13 protein-coding genes are annotated in these 17,508 nt (G+C 63.1%); 9 read left to right on the forward strand and 4 right to left on the reverse strand.

The annotated features are described in order from the left end of the window. The 3 genes from LQ952_RS10025 to LQ952_RS10035 form a co-directional block, all read right to left on the reverse strand. On the reverse strand, window positions 1-525 hold a 525-nt coding region (locus tag LQ952_RS10025; protein ID WP_238622518.1), incomplete at its 3' end, for a response regulator. Next, a complete protein-coding gene (locus LQ952_RS10030) occupies window positions 522-2,879 on the reverse strand; it encodes an ATP-binding protein (protein WP_238622519.1) in 2,358 nt (785 codons plus the stop codon). The genes LQ952_RS10030 and LQ952_RS10025, both read right to left, overlap by 4 nt. Next, the gene (locus LQ952_RS10035) at window positions 2,876-3,391 is read right to left on the reverse strand and encodes a YfiR family protein (RefSeq protein ID WP_238622520.1); all 516 of its coding nucleotides are present in this window, start codon (window positions 3,389-3,391) and stop codon (window positions 2,876-2,878) included. Before LQ952_RS10035 ends, LQ952_RS10030 begins: the two co-directional genes overlap by 4 nt. 191 nt (window positions 3,392-3,582) lie before the next feature. Here LQ952_RS10035 and LQ952_RS10040 point away from each other — a divergent pair, with 191 nt between their 5' ends. From LQ952_RS10040 to LQ952_RS10080, 9 genes are all read left to right on the forward strand, one after another. After that, window positions 3,583-4,023, forward strand: a complete 441-nt coding sequence (locus LQ952_RS10040; RefSeq protein ID WP_238622521.1) for a DUF1841 family protein — start codon at window positions 3,583-3,585, stop codon at window positions 4,021-4,023. Between the two features lie 353 nt (window positions 4,024-4,376). After that, on the forward strand, window positions 4,377-5,270 hold the full coding sequence (locus tag LQ952_RS10045; protein ID WP_347402067.1) for an RnfABCDGE type electron transport complex subunit B: 894 nt from the start codon (window positions 4,377-4,379) through the stop codon (window positions 5,268-5,270). A 131-nt stretch (window positions 5,271-5,401) separates the two neighbouring features. Continuing rightward, window positions 5,402-10,423 (forward strand): 2-oxoacid:acceptor oxidoreductase family protein, encoded by a 5,022-nt coding sequence (locus tag LQ952_RS10050; protein ID WP_238622522.1) that lies wholly within the window; start codon window positions 5,402-5,404, stop codon window positions 10,421-10,423. A gap of 2 nt (window positions 10,424-10,425) precedes the next feature. Further along, window positions 10,426-11,763 carry an electron transport complex subunit RsxC gene (gene rsxC / locus LQ952_RS10055; protein ID WP_238622523.1) on the forward strand — a complete coding sequence of 446 codons (1,338 nt, stop codon included), beginning with the start codon at window positions 10,426-10,428 and terminating at the stop codon, window positions 11,761-11,763. After that, a complete protein-coding gene (locus LQ952_RS10060) occupies window positions 11,760-12,782 on the forward strand; it encodes an RnfABCDGE type electron transport complex subunit D (protein WP_238622524.1) in 1,023 nt (340 codons plus the stop codon). The genes rsxC and LQ952_RS10060 overlap by 4 nt, the downstream gene beginning before the upstream one ends. Then, window positions 12,779-13,468, forward strand: coding sequence for an RnfABCDGE type electron transport complex subunit G (locus tag LQ952_RS10065; RefSeq protein WP_238622525.1), 690 nt, complete (start codon window positions 12,779-12,781; stop codon window positions 13,466-13,468). The genes LQ952_RS10060 and LQ952_RS10065 overlap by 4 nt, the downstream gene beginning before the upstream one ends. Before the next feature lie 2 nt (window positions 13,469-13,470). Continuing rightward, window positions 13,471-14,130, forward strand: coding sequence for an electron transport complex subunit RsxE (gene rsxE, locus LQ952_RS10070; protein WP_238622526.1), 660 nt, complete (start codon window positions 13,471-13,473; stop codon window positions 14,128-14,130). Next, a complete protein-coding gene (locus LQ952_RS10075) occupies window positions 14,120-14,710 on the forward strand; it encodes an electron transport complex protein RnfA (RefSeq protein WP_008932382.1) in 591 nt (196 codons plus the stop codon). Before rsxE ends, LQ952_RS10075 begins: the two co-directional genes overlap by 11 nt. Continuing rightward, on the forward strand, window positions 14,707-14,907 hold the full coding sequence (locus LQ952_RS10080; RefSeq protein ID WP_238622527.1) for a hypothetical protein: 201 nt from the start codon (window positions 14,707-14,709) through the stop codon (window positions 14,905-14,907). Before LQ952_RS10075 ends, LQ952_RS10080 begins: the two co-directional genes overlap by 4 nt. A gap of 31 nt (window positions 14,908-14,938) precedes the next feature. Here the strand turns inward: LQ952_RS10080 and LQ952_RS10085 are convergent, their stop codons facing one another. Beyond that, complete coding sequence (locus tag LQ952_RS10085) at window positions 14,939-17,308, reverse strand: sensor domain-containing protein (protein WP_238622528.1); 2,370 nt, start codon at window positions 17,306-17,308, stop codon at window positions 14,939-14,941. Window positions 17,309-17,508 lie beyond the last annotated feature (200 nt).

Below are 17,508 nucleotides of genomic sequence, written 5' to 3' on the forward strand. Positions count from 1 at the left end.
CCCCCCCCCCCCCCCCCCCCCCCCCTGGTCGTTCTGGCCGGCCAGCCTGTCCAGCACCATGCCGTCATCGGTAAGCCGGAACAGGGTGTCCGGTAGTGCGCTCAGGATGGCGGCGTTACGGGCATTGGCCCGGTGCAGGTCCAGGCGTGTCAGGTGAGCGCGCCACAGGTACTTCACCCGGTGTCCGATGAGGTCCCAGTGGATGGGCTTGGAAATGAAGTCCGTTGCGCCCACCTCGAAAGCCCGGGTGATGGAGCCTACATCGTCCATGCCGGTGACCATGACGATGGGCAACTCATCGCCGGCCTGCTGACGCAGGCGTTGACAGACCTCGAAGCCATCCAGGTCGGGCATGTCCACATCCAGCAGTACCATGTGGCAGTGCGCCTGTTCAAACGCGGCCAGTGTCTGCTCGCCATTCTGCGCGATGCAGGTGGTGAAGCCGGCCTTTTCCAGGGCGGTCGTCATCAGCATGAGCGTGGTGATGTCGTCGTCAGCCAGCAGAATCCGGACCCTGTCGCTCATGTGGCTGCCTGTACCCGGGCACGGATTTCGTTCAGGGTTGTACGGGAAACCTGTCGGAATGCCGTTGATAGACCATCGGTCACGCCCATGGGGTTTTCACGGGCACAGGTTTCCAGTTGTCGGCAGACCTCGGACAGGCGCATGGCGCCTACGTTACCCGAGCTGGACTTCAAGGCATGTGCGGCACTGCGCAAGGCCTCGGCATCGCCCGTGGTCATGGCTTCTTCGATCTGTCGAATCAGTGGAAGGGATGTTTCCAGATAGGCCTTGAATACCTTCATCAGAAGGTCCTGATCGGAGCCGCCGCCCAGGCGCAGCAGTCCATCAAGGGCCGGCTGGTGAAGCATCGAAGGGGTATCGGGGTGATCGAAAGGGGCCTGTGTCAGGTCATGGTCGGTCCGGGCGGCGGGCAGCCATTGCTGCAGCAGGCTGTAAAGTTGTTGGAGGGTATAGGGTTTCGGCAGGCAGGCCTGCATGCCGGCCGCAAGGCACTGATGCTGCTCCCGCACCGAGGCATTGGCGGTCAGTGCGATGACGGGTACCTCCCGGTGCCCCGGCGCCTGTCCCCCGCGTATCGCCGCGGTCGCCTGATAGCCGTCCATCACCGGCATCCGGCAATCCATCAGGATCAGGTCGGCCTTGATTGCATCCAGCATGGACACTGCCTCTTCTCCATTATTGGCAATGCTGACCCGGAGTCCCAGTTGTTCCAGCATGGCCTTGGCAACCAGCTGATTGACCGGATTGTCTTCCGCCAACAGGATATGCCCATCCAGAGGCCGGATATCGCCCCGCCCTTCCTGCGACCCGCCGCTCTCCTGCATGGATTCCGGGTTCCCGAAGCAGGTGCTGCGCAGCAGCCTCAAGTGGACAACAAATGTTGAGCCTTGTCCAGGGGCGCTATGCATGTCGATGGCCCCCCCCATGAGTTCCACCAGACGCCTGCAGATCGCCAGCCCCAGGCCGGTTCCTCCATAGCGCCGGGTGGTTGATCCATCTGCCTGAGCGAAGCGCTTGAATATTCTGTCCTTGGCCTCGGGTGCAATCCCGATGCCGGTGTCTTTCACTCGCAAATGGATCGAGTCCGCCTGGCCGGGGACCCTGTTGATCCGGGTAAACACCTGGATCTCCCCCTGGTCTGTGAACTTGATGGCGTTGCTCAGCAGATTGGTCACCACTTGCCGAAGCCTCAGGGGGTCGCCCTGAAACCACTGGGGCTGATCCGTCGGTGAGAAGTGCAGGGACAGCGTCAGGCCTTTCCTCTCCGCCGGTTCCTGGAACAGCTGGGCGCTGTCCTGGATCAGCGTCACCAGTTCGAAGTCCACTGACTCCAGTTGCATATGACCGGACTCCGCCTTGGAGAAGTCCAGGATATCGTCAATGATCCCCAGCAGGTGGCGGCTGGCCTGGAGGGCGGTTTCGGCATAGTGACGCTGCGCGGTTTCCAGCGGTGTGTTCAGCAGCAGTTCAGTCATTCCCAGTACCCCGTTCATCGGGGTTCTGATCTCATGACTCATGGTGGCCAGAAACTCACTTTTGGCCCGGTTGGCGGCTTCTGCGGCCTCCTTGGCCTGGAGCAACTCGTAGGTTCGGGCCGCCACGTCTTCCTCCAGTTGCTCCTTTTGTCGGCCGAGACGCCGGTCCCGCTCCTGTATTTCGCCCAACATGCTGTTGAGGCCCTGCGCGAGGGTGCTGATCTCATGGATATTGCTGGTGCCGGCGCGGACGCCGAGATCCGCGTCCTGGGTGACGCGTTTCATCAGGGCGGTCAGATTCGATACCGGCTGGATCACCCTGTCCCCCAGGCGTGTCATCAGCATCCGGCTGGCAAGCAGGGCCAGCGCCGCGGCCAGTACGGTGATCAGGATCAGTACCAACATCTGCACGTAGAGTGATCGCAGGCCGATGACGATCTGAATTGACCCCAAAGCCTCGCCTTCCATGATGATCGGCTGGGTCAGTCTGACCGCCGTCAGTCCATAGTCCGTGTCCTCCCGCAGCTTCCCTGGGTCATCGATCCGGACAGCGGCAGTGGGCTGATAGCGGGCGAAGGGTCGGCCGTTCCTGTCGTAGATCACCGCCGCCCGGGCATCGGGGGAATGGCGCAGAGATGAGAGCAGGTCCCGGGCGGCCTTGTCGTCATCGAACATCAGGCTGGCGGCGGCATTTTCCGCCAGGACCCTGGTCTTGACCCGATTGGCATCCAGCAGGCTGAGAAGGCTGACGGTCAATCCGCCGAGGATGGTGATCACGGCCATGATCGCGACCGAGATCCCCAGCGCCGTGCCGTTGATGCGCCGCAGCCGCTCCGCCAGGGAGAGGTGCCGACTTTCCGGGGCCGTGGTGGGCTTCATTGTTCCACCACCGTCGCCAGGCGCAGCAGTCTGGAACTGAGATTCAGGCCCTGTGAGCGAGCGGCCGTCAGGTTGGCTTCAAAGGCAATACGGTTGTGCTGCGTGACCATGTTGAGCGCCACGCCCTGCTGCACGGCGCCGGGTGAGTCGGCGACCGTCAGTATCGGTGAGCCCTGTACGCTATCCAGTATCCGGGGCAGTTGCCCGATGACGGCTCGGCTGATAAAGACCACCTGGCAGTTCGGTAGCTCGGCCAGCGTCGAGGTGCGGTGGGTGACGATCCGGCGTGCCCCCACCCGGCGTCGGTCGAGCTTGGCCAGGTACTCGTCGAAGGGGTCGCGACCATGGACACAAAGGTTGAGGGTATCCCCGACGTACTCAGGCCATTCGGTGAACAGGGCGAAATTGTAGAGAAAGGCTGCCTTGAGCTGGTATTCGGAGGGGCTGCCCGCCGAGCTTTGGATGGGTGTGAAAACGAAGGGGATATAAAGGAATAGAAAAGGGACGAGCATTCTCATCTGCGGTATGTCGCCCGCATGAGACCGCATGTCCTTTCTTCGAATGGTGTCCAGGTAAGCATTTCGAAGAGGGGCGCCGCCATGGCTTATTTGAGTACGGGAAACAGTGTAGGACAAGCCCGCTCGCTTGTCTGCAGCCGGCCGGGGCGATAGGCTTTAGCCCCCTTTCAGCCCGGGTCCCAGTCATGTTTGCCAACCAGAGCCGAGAGCAACTCAGACAGATGTATTGCCGGGCCTGGAAAAAATCCCGGGCCGGTGAGCCCCTGCAGCCGCTGGAACAACAGGTCGCCCGGGTGATTCAGGACCACCCGGAGTATCAGGCCATGCTGGAGGCGCCGGAGGCAGCCTTGGCGGCAGAGTTCACGCCGGAGCAGGGGGCGGTCAATCCCTTCCTGCACATGGGCATGCACCTGGCCATCCGGGATCAGGTGGCCACGGACCGTCCGCAGGGTATTCGCACGGTCTTCGAGCGATTGCTGCCCCGACTCGGCCCCCTGGAGGCGGAACACGTCATGATGGACTGTCTCGGCCAAGCCCTGTGGGAGGCGCAGCGTTTCGGCAGGGCACCGGATGAGGCCGGCTATCTGGAATGCCTTCGTCGGGCAGCGGGCGGTACTTCGGCTTGAACCCTGCTGCCGGGCATTCCGGGGGTAGGATGTAGACAATTTTTTCGGCACGTCACATGAATCCGCGGCACATGCCCCGCCCGGCTCGGAAGGCACGCCTTGCCGGGGTGATCCTGGGTGAATGAGAACCGGTCAAGCCGTATCTCCCTGTAGAAACTGAGTTTATAGCCCTCATGACCGGTTGCGAAATATCACTGCAACCCTTGTGAATTCGCAAACTCTCACCCGGAGTAGCGATTTTTCGTTGCCTTTGGCCCCTAATCCGCTTGACCCGACCAGCCCCGCAATGTACGTTTTGTCATCAATTGTTCACTGCACAAAAACCTGGTTATTAACTAAGAAATGTGTTCACTGTGACTTCTCCGATCCTGCAAATTGCGCTGGCAAGCGGTTTCATGGCCGGTCTGGGGGTGCTCCTGGCCGGTATTTTGGCCATTGCCAATCGGCGTCTCTACGTCTTTGAAGACCCGCGCATCGATCAGCTGGAGGACCTGTTGCCGCGTGCCAACTGCGGGGCCTGCGGTGTCGCCGGCTGTCGCCCGTTTGCCGAGGCCCTGCTGGAAGGTCGTCTGGAACCGGCGCGCTGCACGGTGAATTCCAACGACATGAATCAGCAGATCGCCGACATGCTGGGCGTGGCCCTGGGCAGCCATGAGCGCCGCATCGCCCGCCTGGCCTGTGCCGGCGGCTCTCATGTGGCCGCCACCCGCGCCCGCTACCAAGGCCTCAAGTCCTGCCGTGCTGCCGCCCTGGTGTCCGGGGGCGGCAAGGGTTGCAGCTGGGGCTGTCTGGGCTTGGGGGATTGCGAAGTCGTTTGCGATTTCGATGCCATTCGCCTGGATCGTCATGGTCTTCCCGTGGTGGATCCGGTCCACTGCACCGGTTGCGGCGATTGCGTGGATGTCTGCCCGAAGAGTTTGTTCAGCCTGCAGCCGGAAAGTCATCGCCTCTGGGTGGCCTGCCTCAATAAAGACCTCCAGGATGAGGCCATGGCCCATTGCCAGGTGGTCTGCACCGCCTGCGGCCGCTGCGCCGCCGATGCGCCGGAGGGTCTGATCCGGATGGACGCCAACCTGGCCGTCATCGATTACACCAAGAATGCCCTGGCCTCTCCCGTGGCCATCCAGCGCTGCCCCACGGGGGCCATTGTCTGGCTGGAAGGGCAGGCGCCCCGCAAGGGGGCGGGCGCCCGCAAAGTCACCCGCAAGGAACCATTGCCACGCATGGAGCCCCTGCCGCGCGTCTGACCGCACGCTCGGCAGCTTCAGGGCTCGCCGGTCGACATGCCGTCGATCGGCTCTTTGGCATCCCCGCATGGAAAGCGCAGATACCGATTACAAAAACGTGACGGCCCATGAGCCGGCAGGAGAGAAACGACATGCTGTTCAAGCGCAAGTCATCGCAGGACTTCAAGTACCAGGGTACCCGTGCGGCCCTGGACGGCAATACGGCCGTTATCTATTGCGAACGTGAGTCTTCGGATGCGGCGGGGGCCTACCCCATCACCCCGTCCACGCAGATGGGTGAGATGTGGGCCGAAGAGGTGTCCAATGGCCATATCAACATCTCCGGTCGCTCCCTGGTGTTCATCGAACCGGAATCCGAGCATGCCGCCGCCGCCGTGACGGCCGGTCTGGCCATGACCGGTATGCGGGCCATCAATTTCTCCTCGGCCCAGGGCGTGGCGTTCATGCACGAGTCCCTGTATGCCGCCGCCGGCAAGCGTCTGCCCTATATCCTGAATATCGGCTGCCGCGCCATCACCAAGGCGGCGCTGAATGTGCACGCCTCCCACGATGACTACCACTGCGTGGACGACACCGGCTTCTTCCAGGTCTTCGCCAAGAATGCTCAGGAAGCGGCTGACTTGAACATCATCTCCCACAAGGTGGCCGAGCTGGCCCTGAATCCCGGTATCGTCGGTCAGGACGGCTTCCTCACTACCCATCTGATCGAGTCCATGAAGGTACCGGAACGGGCGCTGATCGCCGAGTTCCTGGGCCGCCCTGATGACATGATCGAGTGCCCGACCCCGGCCCAGAAGATGGTCTTCGGTGAGAAGCGTCGTCGCATCCCCGCCACCTGGGACGTGGACAACCCCATGGTCTCCGGTGCCCTGCAGAACCAGGATGCCTACATGCAGCAGGTGGCGGCCCAGCGGCCCTACTTCTACGATCATGTGGCCGAACTCACCGATCAGTGCATGGAAGAGTTCTATCAGCTCACCGGTCGCCGCTATGCCCGTGCCTCCGGCTATCGTACCGACGACGCCGAGTACCTGATCGTGGGGCAGGGCAGCATGGTGGCCACTGCCGAGGCCGTGGCCGACCACCTGCGTGAAACCCGCGGCATCAAGCTGGGTGTGGTGAACATCACCATGTTCCGTCCCTTCCCCGGTGCCCTGCTGGCCGCCCTGCTCAAGGGCCGCAAGGGCGTGGCCGTGCTGGAGCGGACCGACCAGCCCCTGGCGGAAGACCTGCCGCTGATGCGCGAGACCCGTTCCGCCCTGGGCAAGGCCATCGAGAACGGCCTGGCCGGCAAGGGCGAGGCCAAGCCGTATTCCGATTATCCGGCCTTTGATCGCAACGGCGACATCCCGCGCCTGTACTCCGGCGCTTACGGCCTGGGTTCCCGCGATCTGCAGCCCGAAGGACTGATCGCCGCAGTGGAAAACATGCTGCCCGAGGGCGGCAAGCGCACCTTCTTCTATCTGTCGGTGGACTTCATTCGTGATCAGGCCGCCAGCCCCAAGCAGGAACTGCATCAGCAGGCCCTGCTGGAGGCCTATCCAAACATCAAGAGCATGGCCCTGCGGGGGTCCGAGAACCCGAGCCTGATGCCTGATGGTGCCATCGCAGTGCGTCTGCACTCCGTGGGTGGTTGGGGCGCCATGACCACCGGTAAGAACCTGGCCATGACCCTGTTCGACCTGCTGGACTTCCACATCAAGGCCAACCCCAAGTACGGTTCCGAGAAGAAGGGCCAGCCTACTACCTACTACCTGGCTGCGGCGCCGGAGCCCATCCGCGTCAGCAACGAGCTCAAGCAGGTGGACGTGGTGCTGTCCCCCGATCCCAACGTGTTCGATCACTCCGATCCCCTGTCCGGTCTGAACAAGGGCGGCGTGTTCATCATTCAGTCTTCCCTGGAGAACCCGGAGGCGGTGTGGCGCAGTTTCCCGCCGGCGGCCCAGCGCTATATTCGTGACAATGAGATCCGCGTCTTCTACCTGGACGCCTTCAAGATCGCCCGTGACGAGGCCTCCAATGCGGACCTGCAGTTCCGCATGCAGGGCATCGCCTTCCAGGGTGCCTTCTTCGCCGCCTCCCCGGTGATGCAGCGCAAGAACCTCACCGAGCAGACCCTGTTCAAGGCCATCGAAGACCAGTTGCAGGAGAAGTTCGGCGGCAAGGGTGCCCGTGTGGTGCAGGACAACCTGCGCGTGGTGCGGCGTGGTTTCGACGAACTGGTGGAGATCACCGAGAAGCAGCCCACCACCGACAACCTGGCAGCCCTGGTGGATCGCAGCGCCCCAGAAATGCCGGTGATGCTCAAACGCATGCCTCAGTCTCTGAGTGCCTCCGGCGACATCCATCGCTTCTGGGAACAGACCGGCAGCTTCTATCTCTCCGGTCAGGGCAATGACAATCTGGCGGACCCCTTCATCGGCATGTCTCTGATTCCGGCTTCCACCGGCATCTTCCGCGACATGACCCAGATCCGCTTCGACTATCCGGAGTGGCTGCCGGAGAAGTGCACTGCCTGCGGCGACTGCTATACCGTCTGCCCCGACAGTGCCATTCCCGGCCTGGTCCACACCCTGGGCGAAGTGTTCGAAACCGCCGTGCGTCGTATCGAGATCGGCGGCAAGCCCACCCGTCACCTGCGCCGTGCCGTACGTGACCTGGAAAAGCGCCTGCGTAATGCCCTGACCCAGGCCGGTGACGGTGCCGACGTGCGCGCCGAGCTGGATTTTGCCATTACCCATCTGTTGGCCGAGACCGACCTGCAGGGCGACGACAAGACCCGTCTGGAAAAGGAACTGGGCTGGCTCAAGGAGTCCATCGGCGACTTCCAGTTCGCCGCCACCCGTCCCTTCTTCAGTGCCATGGAAAAGCGCACCAAGGGCAGCGGCGGTCTGTTCTCCCTGACCCTCAATCCCTACACCTGCAAGGGCTGCATGGAGTGCGTGCGCATCTGTGAGGACGAGGCCCTGGTGGTGACCCCGCAGACCCCGGAAAGCGTGGACACCATGCGCCGCAACTGGGACCTCTGGATGGATCTGCCCACCACCCGTCCGGACTATATCCGCATCGAGGACCTGGACGAGGGCATCGGCGCCCTGGAAACTCTGCTGCTGGATAAGAAGGCCTACGGCTCCATGAACTGCGGCGACTCCGCCTGCCTGGGCTGCGGCGAAAAGACCACCGTGCATCTGTTCACCGCCACCGTGACCGCCCTGATGCAGCCCCGCGTCAAGGCTCAGCTCAAGAAGCTGGATGACCTCATCGGCCGTCTGGAACAGCATGTGCGTCTGAAGCTGGCGGAAGGCATGGACCTGTCCAACGTCCAGGCCGTCAATCAGGTGATCGGTGAGCATGCCGACAAGGACCTGACCCTGGCCCGCTTGTCCACCGCCCTGGATGCCGGCGGTAGCCATACCGTCGATCCGGACTGGTTGCAGTGGATTACCGGCGTGCTGGCCAGGCTCAAGGATCTGCGCTGGCGTTATCTGGAGGGTCCATCCGGCCGTGGTCGCACCGAGATGGGCGTCATCAACGCCACCGGTTGTACCTCCGTATGGGGTTCCACCTTCCCCTACAGCCCGTACCCGTTCCCCTGGGCCAGCCATCTGTTCCAGGACACCCCGTCCATGGCCATGGGTATTTTCGAAGGCCATATGGCCAAGATGGCCGACGGCTTCAAGGCCATCCGCATGGCGGAGCTGGAGCTGGCCGGCACCTACAATCCGGTGGAGCATGAGCCCTTCTTCGCCCAGTTCAACTGGGAGCAGTTCAGCGACGAAGAATTCCACCTCTGCCCGCCGGTGGTGGGTATCGGCGGCGACGGTGCCATGTACGACATCGGCTTCCAGAACCTGTCCCGTGCCCTGATGTCGGGCATGCCCATCAAGGTGCTGGTGGTGGATACCCAGGTGTACTCCAACACCGGTGGCCAGGCCTGTACCTCCGGTTTCGTCAGCCAGGTGTCTGACATGGCCCCCTACGGCAAGGCCTGGAAAGGCAAGGAAGAGATCCGCAAGGAGATCAGCCTGATCGGCCTGGCCCACCGCACCAGCTACGTGATGCAGGGTGCCATCTCCCATGTGACCCACCTGCTGGAGAGCTTCATCGAGGGTCTCAACGCCCGTCGTCCGGCCCTGTTCAACGTCTATGCCGTATGCCCGCCGGAGCATGGGGTGGGTGATGACGTGGCCTTCGCCCAGTCGAAACTGGCGGTAGAGTCCCGTGCCTATCCGTTGTTCCGCTACAACCCGGACAAGGGTGTGACCTTCCGCGAATGCTGCACCCTGGAAGGCAACCCGGCCATCGATCAGGACTGGCCCACCTACACCCTGACGTATCAGGAAGAGGACGGTAGCCAGGCCACCATGGAACTGCCCATGACCTTCGCCGACTTCGCCCTGACCGAAGGTCGCTTCCGCAAGCACTTCCGCAAGGCCCCGGTGGAGACCTGGAACGACGACATGGTGCCCATGGCCGAGTTCCTGCAGTTGTCCGAGGATGAGCGGGAAGGTCGTTTCCCTTACATCTGGGCCGTGGATGCCAAGAACCGCCTGACCCGGGTGCTGGTGTCCGAGGAACTGGTGCTGTCCGCCGAAGAACGTCTGGAGTTCTGGCATCAGCTCAAGGGCCTGCTGGGTCTGGATCACGAGGTGGTGGACGTGGACGCCGTGGCGGCCCAGACCCGCGCCGACATGGCCCAGCGTCTGTCCAGTGCCCTATTGTCCCTGGTCAGCGGTGAGGGCGCCGCGAAGCTGGCGGATACCCTGCAGGCACCCGCGCCTGCACCGGTGGTGATTCCCGCCGCCCCGACGGCACCGGCCCCCGCCGTGTCGGCAGCGTCGGTCAATGGCAGCAACGGCAACGGCAACGGCAACGGCCATGCGGCTCAGGGCAACGGGCTGGAATACGAACCGGTCTGGGTGGAAACCACCGAATGCACCGCCTGCGACGAGTGTGTGCAGATCGCGCCCGGGGTGTTTGTCTATGACGACAACCGCCAGGCAGTGGTGACCAATCCCCAGGGGGCGCCGTACAAGGACATCGTGCGGGCCGCCGAGAAATGCACCGTGATGGCGGTGCATCCGGGCACCCCCTTCAACCCCAACGAGCCCGATGCTGAAAAGCTGATGAAGCGGGCCCTGAAGTTCAACTGACCATGGGCATCCTGTCATTTCTGACGGGGCTCACCTTCCCCCGGGGGGTCCATCCCCCCGGGTTGAAGGAAGACACCCGTGGCAAGCCCATTCGTCGGTTGCCCTTTGCACCCCGTATGGTGATACCCCTGCAGCAGCACTTCGGCCGGCCCTCCCGACCCTTGGTGCTCAAGCACCAAGAGGTGCTGCGAGGGCAGCCCATCGCCGAGGCGGATGGTTTTGAGTCCGTGACCTTGCATGCCCCGGTGACCGGGGTGGTGGAGGGGATCGAACTCATGCCTACGGCCAGAGGACCCAAGACCGAATCCATCCTGATCCGTACCGCGCCCGGTGACAGTCAGGCCATTCACTGGTCCCGGCCCCGGGATCTGGAACGGCTCAACCGCCCGCAACTGATCCAGGCGATTCAGGAAATCGGCCTGGTGGGGCAGGGCGGGGCGGCGTTTCCGACCCACATGAAGCTGTCGGTGCCGGATGGCTTCGACATCGATACCCTGGTGATCAATGGCTGCGAGTGCGAGCCCTATCTCAGTGCCGATCACCGCATCATGCTGGAACAGACCGATGCGGTGATCGTCGGTATCCGTATCGCCATGAAGGCCGTGGGGGCCACCCGTGCCGTCATCGGGGTGGAGGATGACAAACCCGACGCCATCGAGGCCCTGCAGGCCCGGCTGGACAAGGAAGGCCCCATCTCCGTGGGCAAGGTCCGGAGTAAATACCCCCAGGGTTCGGAGAAGATGCTCATCAAGGCCCTGCTCAAGCGGGAGGTGCCCTCCGGACATTTCCCGTACCACATCGGGGTGGTGGTCAACAACGTGGGCACCATGGCTCAGCTGGGTACCCTGCTGCCCCGGGGCGAGGGTCTGGTGGAGCGCGTGGTGACCGTGGCCGGTCCCGGCATCACCCGTCCGGGGAATTACCGGGTACCCATCGGTACCCCGCTGCGCTATCTGTTGCAGCACGTGGGTTTCACGGGCAGTGACGCCAGCCACATCATCCTGGGTGGCCCCATGATGGGCAATACCGTCTCATCCCTGGACGTGCCCGTCACCAAGGGGGTGTCCGGCGTGGTGGTGCTGCCCGATCCCGAGGCGGAGGACACTCGCATGCAGCCCTGCATCCGCTGCGGACGCTGTGTGGAGGCCTGTCCGGTGGGACTGAACCCCTCGGACCTGGGCAAGCTGGCCGCCGTGCGCCAGTACGAGGTGATGGAGGAGCGCTACCATCTCAATGACTGCTTTGAGTGCGGCTGCTGCAGCTATGTGTGCCCCTCCAATATCCCCCTGGTGCAGTACTTCCGCATCGCCAAGTCCCTGAACCGGGAGCGCCTCAAGTGACCCCGCTGAAAATCGAACTCAAGACCTCGCCGCACCTGAAGCAGGCGGGCAGCGTGGAGCAGATCATGCGCCACGTCACCTATGCCCTCCTGCCCATCTGCGCCTTTTCGGTCTATCACTTCGGCATCAGCGCCCTGGCGCTGATGATCACCGCCACGGTGACCTGCGTCCTGACCGAGCACCTGTTCGCCAAGCTCTCGGGCAAGCGCACCAGCGTGTCCGATTTCAGCGCCGTCATCACCGGCCTGCTGCTGGCCCTGACCCTGCCGCCATCCTTCCCCCTGTGGATGGCCGCCCTGTCCGGTTTCATCGGTATTTCATTGGCCAAGGTCATGTTCGGCGGCATGGGGTATAACCTGTTCAACCCGGCCCTGGTGGGGCGGGCGTTTGCCCAGGCGGCCTTCCCGGTTTCCGTCTCCACCTGGACGGTGCCGGGTCATCCGGACCGCTTCACCGAGTTCCTGCCGTCCACCCTGGCCATGCCCTTCACCACGCCGGCGCCGGTGGATGCCTGGACGGCGGCTACGCCCTTGGCCCAGTGGAAGTTCGACGGTATCCATGCGGATGCCTGGTCCCTGTTCACCGGCATGACGCCGGGTTCCGTGGGCGAGACCTCGGCCATCCTGATCCTGCTCTGCGGCCTCTACCTGATCGCCCGGGGCATGATGAACTGGCGTATCCCGGCCGCAGTGCTGGGCAGCGCCTTTGTCACCGCCTCGGTGTTCTACTGGATGGATCCCGCGTTTTACCCCACACCCTGGTTCGTGTTGCTCTCCGGTGGCCTGATGCTGGGCGCGATGTTCATGGCCAGTGACATGGTGGCTTCGCCCATTACCCGGTCGGGGATCTGGATCTACGGCATCCTGATCGGTTTCCTGGCGGTGATCATCCGGTTCTTCGGCGGTCTGCCGGAAGGCATCATGTACGCCATCTTGCTGGGTAACGCGGTGGCACCGCTGATCGAACGCATCACCCAGCCCAGGCCCTACGGCAGTCGCAAGCGGAGGGACGCGGCATGAGTACGACCCAGACTTCTTCCGTGGCCCGCCCAGCGCCCACCTCCAGCTTCAGGCTGGTGGGCACCCTGGGATTGATCGCCCTGTTTTCGGGATTGCTGGTGGTGAGCGTGTTCGAGTTCACCAAACCCTATATCGAGGAAAACCAGCGGCGCGCCCTGGAGGCCGCTGTATTCCAGGTGGTGCCCGGCGCGGTGTCCCGTCAGGACTACGTGCTCACCGCCGAGGGCCTGTTCCCGGCCGCCGAGGCCCCGGCACCCGGGCAGCGGGTGTTTGCCGCCTACGATGCCGAGGGCAGTCTGCGGGGCATTGCACTGCAGGCCTCGGCCCGCGGCTATGCAGACGTGATCCGCGTCCTCTACGGCTATGATCCGTCCTGTGAATGCATTATCGGCATGACCGTACTGGAGACCCGGGAAACCCCCGGGCTGGGCGACAAGATCGAGACCGATGCCCGTTTCGTGGCCAACTTCGAGCGTCTGGATGCCCGACTCAATCCGACCGGCACCGGCCTGGCCAATGCCATCGTCACGGTGAAGCAGGGCCACAAGGAACAGCCCTGGGAGATCGACGGCATCACCGGGGCCACCATCTCCGCCAATGCCATCGGACGCATGCTGAGCGACAGTGCCGATACAGTGTTGCCGCGACTGGTGCCCTACTGGACCGTGCTTGAAGGAGGCGCCTGAACATGGCGGCCAATACCGAAAAACCCATCACCCTGGATACCTTCCTGATCGGTCTCTGGCGGGAGAATCCGGTGTTCGTCATGCTGCTGGGCATGTGTCCCGTGCTGGCGGTGACCAACTCCGTGGTCAACGCCCTGGCCATGGGGCTGGCCACCACCTTCGTGCTGCTGTGCTCCACCGCCCTGGTGGCGCTATTGCGCCGGCACATCCCCAAGGAAGTGCGCATCGCGTCCTATATCGTGATCATCGCCACCTTCGTGACCGTGGTGGACTATCTGATCCATGCCATCAGCCTGGAGATCTATCAGGCCCTGGGCGCCTTTATCCAGCTCATCGTGGCCAACTGCATGATCCTGGGCCGGGCCGAGGCGTTTGCCTCCCGCAACCGGGTGAGCACCACCGTGGTGAACTCGTTGGGCATGGGCATCGGCTTTACCATCGCCCTGCTGTGCCTGGGTTCGGTGCGTGAACTGCTGGGGGCCGGTACGTTGCTGGGCATTCCGGTGTTCGGTGAAGGGTTCGAGCCCTGGATCATCATGCTGCTGCCGCCGGGTGGTTTCTTCGTCCTGGGGGCCTGGCTGCTTCTGTTCGCCTGGGTCAAGGAGCGGCAGCTCAAACAGAAGACGGCCGACGCCGGGGAGGCGGGTGTCCATGCACGCTGATTCACTGACCTACATCTTTTTGAATGCGGCCATCATCAATAACTTCGTGCTGGCCCTGTTTCTGGGGATCTGCCCCCTGCTGGGGGTCTCCGGCAAGATCAGCACGGCCTTCTCCATGGGGCTGGCCACCGCCTTCGTGATGCTGATCAGCTCGGTGTCGGCCTGGCTGATCAATGAGTTTTTGCTGTACTTCAATCTGGAGTTCCTGCGCCTGATCGCCTATATCGCGGTGATCGCCTCGGCGGTGCAACTGGTGGAGATGACCATCAAGAAGTTCAGTCCGCCCCTGTACCGGGCGCTGGGGATCTTCCTGCCCCTGATCACCACCAACTGCGCCATCCTGGGTGTGGCCCTGTTCCAGACCAACTATGAGTACAGCTTCAGCCAGTCCCTGGTGTACAGCCTGGGGGCCGGCGCGGGCTTCATTATTGCCATCGTGTTGATGGCGGGGCTACGAGAGAAGCTGGAACTGGCGGATGTGCCGGCCATCGCCCGGGGCGCGGCCATGAGTCTGATGCTGGCGGGGATCCTGTCCCTGGCCTTCATGGGCTTTGCAGGCCTGGGCGGCAGCACGGCATGATGACCTATCTGCTGGCGGTGGGCCTGATCTTCCTGATGTTTGCCGGCTGGGTGCTGGTGCAGGCGGCGGCCCGCCGCCTGGCCCGGCGTCACCCGGAGCTGGGGCCGTTCCGGGAAGGGGGGGGCTGCGGTACGGGGCAGTGCGGTTGCGGCTCGCCCTGTAGCAAGCGTCGTCAGGCAGTGCGGGACGCTCACTGACTCCGTCGCAGCCGGCCTGTGCCCTCAGGCGTTAGGCGGCGAACTGCGCCTCGATCTCCGCCGCCGACACCGGGCGGCTGAACAGGAATCCCTGGCCCACCCGGCAGCCGTGCTCCAGCAGAAAATCCCGCTGGGCGGTGGTTTCCACCCCCTCTGCGATGACCTCCAGGCCCAGGTTCCCGGCCAGACCGATGATGGCGCGGATGATGGCGGCATCCTCCGGGTGGGCGGCGGGGTCGTCCGCCAGATCCCTGACGAAGGACTGATCGATCTTCAGGCTTTGCACCGGCAGGCGCTTGAGATAGTTCAGGGAGGAATAGGCGGTGCCGAAGTCGTCAATGGAGATGCGAAAGCCCATGCGGGTGAGCTGCGACAGAATGTCGATGGTCTGTTCCACGGAACTCATGGCGGCGCTCTCGGTGATCTCAAACTCGATCAGCCGGGTGTCCACCGCGAACTCCTCCATGATCTCCATGATCCGTTCCAGCAGATCCGACTGATGAAACTCCCGCGGGGACAGATTGATGGCCAGCGGCAGCAGGGGCTGCCCCTCCGACTGCCAGGCCCGAATCTGCAGGCAGGCCTGCCTGAGCACTTCCGAACCCAGCTCCAGGATCAGCCCGGTCTCTTCCGCCAGTGGGATGAAACGTCCAGGCATCACCATGCCCCAGTCCGGGTGTTGCCAGCGGATCAGGGCTTCCATGCTGAGTATGCGGTTGGTGCGCATGTCTACGCGGGGCTGGTAGTGAAGTAGAAACTGCCCCTGCTCCAGGCCCTGGCGCATGGCCTGCTCCAGCTGCATGCGCTCATGGAGTTGCTCGTCCAGGTCGCGGGTATAGAAGTGATAACTGCGAGGGCCGTGTGCCTTGGCCCGTGACAGGGCGACATCCGCATGCCGGATCAGGTCTTCGGCGCGTGCGCTGTCGGCGGGGTACATGGCCAGGCCGATGCTGAAGCCGGTGACCAGCGTGACCTTATCCAGCGTAATGGGCTGGGTGAAGGCCATTTGCAGTTTTTCCACCACGGGCACCACATCCCGGGGGGCATGGAGCTGGGTGAGCATGAGGATGAATTCGTCACCACCAAAGCGCGCCACCGTGTCTCCCTCGCGCAGCAGCCCCTTCAGGCGAGCGGCCACGCGGCGCAGCAGCTGGTCCCCCTGCCCATGGCCGAGGGAGTCGTTGATGGTCTTGAAGTCGTCCAGGTCCAGAAAGGCGACGGCGAGCATGGTCTTGTCACGGCGCGCCTGGGCCAGGGCCTGGGTCAGTCGGTCCATCATGAGATCCCGGTTGGGCAGCCCGGTGAGGTTGTCGTGGAAGGCCAGGAAGTCCAGGCGGTCCGTGAGCTGCTTGCGATCGGTGATGTCCTCCGCGAGCTTGATGTACTGGACAATGGTGCCGTCTTCATCGCGAACCGGGTAGATGCGGGCTTGTTCCCAGTAGGTTTCCCCGGATTTCTTGCGGTTGCGGAATTCGCCTTCCCATATTTGTTCCCTCTGCAGGGTGGTCATCAGATGACGCTGACCCGTGTCTTCAACGGGATGTTGCGCCAGGGACTGGACATTGGCCCCCAGCATTTCCTCCGGGGCGAAGCCGGTCACGTCGCAGAAACGATGATTGACGTACTGGATGGCGCCGTCAGGATCGGTGATGACGACAATGCTGGGACTCTGGTCCACGGCAAAGGCCAGCCGCTGCAAATGGCTCTCGGTGCGGCGGCGGTCGGTGATGTCCAGATGTGAGCCCACCATGCGTGCCGGCCGGCCGTCGGCTCCATGGATGACTGAGCCCTGGGCCAGCATCCAGCGGTAGGAGCCGTCCTTGTGGCGCATGCGAAATTCCATGATATAGCGCCCATCGGGTCTTTCCAGGTACGTGGTCACCTGTTTTTGCGTTGCCTCCCGGTCCTCGGGGTGCAGCAATGCCTGCCAGGCGGTGTAGTCATGGCCGATCTCTTCTTCAGCGTAGCCCAGTTGTGTTTTCCATTCCGGGGAGTAGTACACCTCGCCGGTCTGCAGATCCCAGTCAAACAGGCCGATGCGCCCACCCTTGATGGCCTCCTGAAGCCGCATTTGATCCCGAAGTTTTTCCTTGCGTTCTGTGATATCGCGAAGGTAGACCACGGATACTTCCCAACCTTCCATGCGCATGGGAACCGCCCGCAGATCGGCGGACAGAATGCCGCGGGAGGCATGGGCAATCTCGATTTCCATGGGTTCGTCGGGGCTTACCACGAAGCCGAAAATTTCTCCGCGGAGCTGCTCAACCGGAGTGCCGAACAGGTGGGCGGCCGCCTGATTGGCATATTGAATGATGCCCTGGGCGTTCAGCAGCAGGATGGCGTCGGAAGCCTGCTCGACCATCTGTTCAAAGTGACGGGCACAAGGTGTGTGGATAGTCATCACCGTAAGCTCAGGCTTCTGGTCGGGGAGTGCCTTGTCAGGTGGCGGCTTGATGGGCTTGATCATGGAAGGAGGGGATGACTCTGAATAATCCGGTGTGGCTCGGGTCCTGAGTCAGGTCCTTTTCAGGCGGCCAAGGGTATGTTGGGAAGCGAAAGCTGTCGTTGGATGATCATAGCATGGGTCCGGGCTTGGTTCGT

Origin of the sequence: Ectothiorhodospira lacustris (genome assembly GCF_022227785.1) — a bacterium.
Classification (GTDB): Bacteria; Pseudomonadota; Gammaproteobacteria; order Ectothiorhodospirales; family Ectothiorhodospiraceae; genus Ectothiorhodospira; species Ectothiorhodospira lacustris.